The following is a 1,435-nucleotide window of genomic DNA, read 5'->3' as shown; positions in this document are numbered from 1 at the left end:
TGATCTGAACCCAAAAAGTTAGACACGAAATTTAAGCAGCTTGCTGGGCATGAGTTCGGTATTGAACCGGACTCATGCCTTTTAGTTTTACTTTCATTCGTTTGTGGTTGTAATAGTAAATATAATTCTCTAATTCTTGTTGAAAGTGCTCCATACTCTCAAAATCCTTCAAGTAGAGCAACTCGCTTTTTAGTAATCCGAAAAAGTTCTCCATTACAGCATTATCCAAGCAATTTCCTTTACGAGACATACTTTGGGTTATTCCTCGATCTTTCAATGCATGCTGATAGGATCTCATTTGATAATGCCATCCTTGATCCGAGTGTAGGATAGGGAATTCATCATCTTTTAATTGTTGGAAGGCTTTGTCCAGCATTATGGAAACAAGTGAATAAACTGGACGTTTTTCCAGCTGATAAGCTACAATTTCTCCGTTAAAAAGGTCAAGAACGGGGGATAAATATAGCTTCTCCCCATATAAATGAAATTCGGTGACATCCGTTACCCATTTTTCATTGGGTTTTGTTGCTTGAAATTGACGCGCTAAAATGTTCGGTGCAATTTTTCCAACCATTCCGCGATAGGAACGATATTTTTTCATTCGAACCAAACACTTCAAACCCATCTCATTCATTAAACGGCGAACCGTCTTATGGTTCAAAAGATACCCTTGATTTCGTAATTCCCATGTGATTCGACGATAGCCATAACGTCCTTGATGTTCTTCAAAGATAGCTTGGATATTTGCTTTTACTTCGCTATATTTATCCGGTTTGTTCCTTTGTTTTATCCAATAATAGTACGTGCTTCGGGCAATACCAGCGAATTTTACCAGATCCACTATTTTAAATTCACGCCTTAGTTCATAAATTACTTTCGCTTTGTCTTGTTCTGTAATTTTTCTTTTTCTTGAACTAAGGCATTCAACTTTTTTAAGTAGGCATTTTCCATGCGTAAACGCTCGTTTTCCGCTTTTAATGCTTCCATGGAACCCTCAACTGGTGCTGATTTCTTTCTATCTTTTTTCATGGATGGACGCCCCTTTTTCTTTGGTAGAAGAGCATCCAGTCCCTTTTCTTCTATCCCTCTCTTCCACTGAAGAATGGTACTGGGAGAAGAAATGTTAAATACAGCTGCTGTCTGTGTTATGGACGCTCCAAATTCGTTCATATAATTTAGTACATCCATTTTAAATTGAATATTGTAATTTGTATAGTTTGGAAGTAACCCTTCCACACCGTTTTCTCTATAGTGTGCTACCCAATTTTTCAAAGGGGTGAGACTCACTTGGAACCGTTGAGCAATGGAAGAAAAGGATTCTTTCCCTTCTAAATAGGCAAGAACTGCCTTAAGTTTTAGCTCTAATGAATATTTGCTCATAGAAAAACTGCACCTCCAACTGTTAGGTGTGTCTAACAATTGGGGTGCAGTTCAT

At 37.8% G+C, this 1,435-nt stretch carries 1 protein-coding gene; it reads right to left on the bottom strand.

The window, feature by feature from the left end; translation table 11 throughout:
- Positions 1-31 precede the first annotated feature (31 nt).
- Positions 32-1,380, bottom strand: a protein-coding gene (locus MK805_RS17735) for an IS3 family transposase (protein ID WP_240877251.1) whose coding sequence is annotated in 2 segments (ribosomal slippage) — positions 32-936 and positions 936-1,380 — 1,350 coding nt in all. Because the reading frame shifts where the segments join, the coding sequence is not laid out codon by codon here.
- Between the last annotated feature and the right edge of the window lie 55 nt (positions 1,381-1,435).

Origin of the sequence: Shimazuella soli (genome assembly GCF_022511585.1) — a bacterium.
Lineage (GTDB): Bacteria > Bacillota > Bacilli > Thermoactinomycetales > Thermoactinomycetaceae > Shimazuella > Shimazuella soli.
This window is presented reverse-complemented; position numbering and strand designations above follow the sequence as displayed.